General features: G+C 51.0%; 1 protein-coding gene and 1 pseudogene. Both read left to right on the forward strand.

Annotated features, from left to right (window positions below):
• Positions 1-120: 120 nt before the first annotated feature.
• Positions 121-489 (forward strand): hypothetical protein, encoded by a 369-nt coding sequence (locus HMPREF7545_RS09835; RefSeq protein WP_006696607.1) that lies wholly within the window; start codon positions 121-123, stop codon positions 487-489.
• Positions 453-1,361 (forward strand): annotated as a pseudogene (locus HMPREF7545_RS09840) (IS3 family transposase); the annotation flags it as partial. The gene HMPREF7545_RS09835 and the pseudogene HMPREF7545_RS09840, both read left to right, overlap by 37 nt.
• Between the last annotated feature and the right edge of the window lie 124 nt (positions 1,362-1,485).

The following is a 1,485-nucleotide window of genomic DNA, read 5'->3' on the forward strand; positions in this document are numbered from 1 at the left end:
AAGTGGTAAACTAAAACTGGACACAGAGGGGGTAGAAAATGGACACTGTTTGCAGTATCCTGTACACAGGATGACAGGCAGCGGACAGCCTATCTCCCGATGCAGACAGGAGGTTGCCACGTGAAGTACACCAAGGAGCAACGTTTGGACATAGGCCGTCGGATCTACGACGGCGAGCTTACGAGATATGAAGCAGCAGAAGAATATGGGATCAGCGAGCAGACCGCACGGGATTACATGCGCCACTACCGGGATGCCAACCAGCTCCCGCCGAAAAGGGGTGTGCGCAGCTGCTTGGGTCTTGCCAAGACCAAATCCATACCAGTTCCCACCGGCCTGGAAGATCTCCAGTCCATGACGAAAGAAGAACTCATCGACGCCCTCGTTATGGCAAGGATCACAGAGGCACGCTTAAAAAAAGGTTATCTGGTGGAAGGAGTTGGTGCGGAAAAGACGTTCATTCCTATCGGCAGGAAGAATACCAAGTAGTCATGGAGCTTTCCGGACAGTTCCCCATCCGGCTGCTCTGTACAAAGACCGGAATCCCACGCAGCAGCTTCTACAACTGGAAGAAGAGCGTGGAACATCCACCCGAACAGAAGAAACGGCTTGTGCAGAGCATCGGATTGTTTCAGGAATACCATGGGCGCTTTCCCTCCCATGGCTACCGCTGGCTGAATGCCAAGATCCGATTGGACAAAGGAATCGTATTTTCCGATCCCTATGCCCATAAATGCTGTAAGATCGCAGGGATCAAGAGCCTTTGCAAACATTACAGCTACAAGAAGGAGGGCGATCCGTCCAGAACCTATCCGAACTTGTTGCTTGCAGGAATCAACATCACCGGCCCCATGGAATGTGTGGTGAGTGATATGACCGCTTTTTATGTGGAGCGCACATACTACGAGCTCACACTATATATGGATTTGTGGAATGACGAGCTCATTGCCCACGCGCTCTCATCCAAGCGCGGCGATCGCATGACCTACCTCGACGGCTTGCAGGACGTGCTTGCGTTCAAGAAGCAGTATCCGAATCAGAAGCTCATCCTGCACAGCGATCAAGGCTCTGTTTACGCATCCAAGAGCTACAACGAACTCCTGCCCATGTACAACATTGTCAGGTCAATGTCCAGAGCCGGCACACCGACAGACAATGCCGCGATGGAGGCGATTAATGGTTGGATCAAGGCCGAACTCTTTACAGATTTCCATATTACTTCGCCGGAGAATGTCCCCGCTCAGGTATCCGACTACATTCGCTTCTTCAACGCGGAGCGCCCTGCATATGCCCTTGGATACCTTACGCCGAAGCAGTATCGGGAGCAGTTCGCGCCAAAGCACGAAGGTGCGGCTCCTTGATACGTGTCCTTTGAATGGAGGTCATGGATATTCTGTGTATCACATCTTCGATGAATATGTACAGTATCTCAATTCTAATGACTAATTTTTAGGTTTTTGTGTCCAGTTTTTGTTGACTAGTGCA

It is taken from the genome of Centipeda noxia ATCC 43541 (assembly GCF_000160555.1).
In the GTDB taxonomy this organism is placed as follows: Bacteria; Bacillota; Negativicutes; order Selenomonadales; family Selenomonadaceae; genus Centipeda; species Centipeda noxia.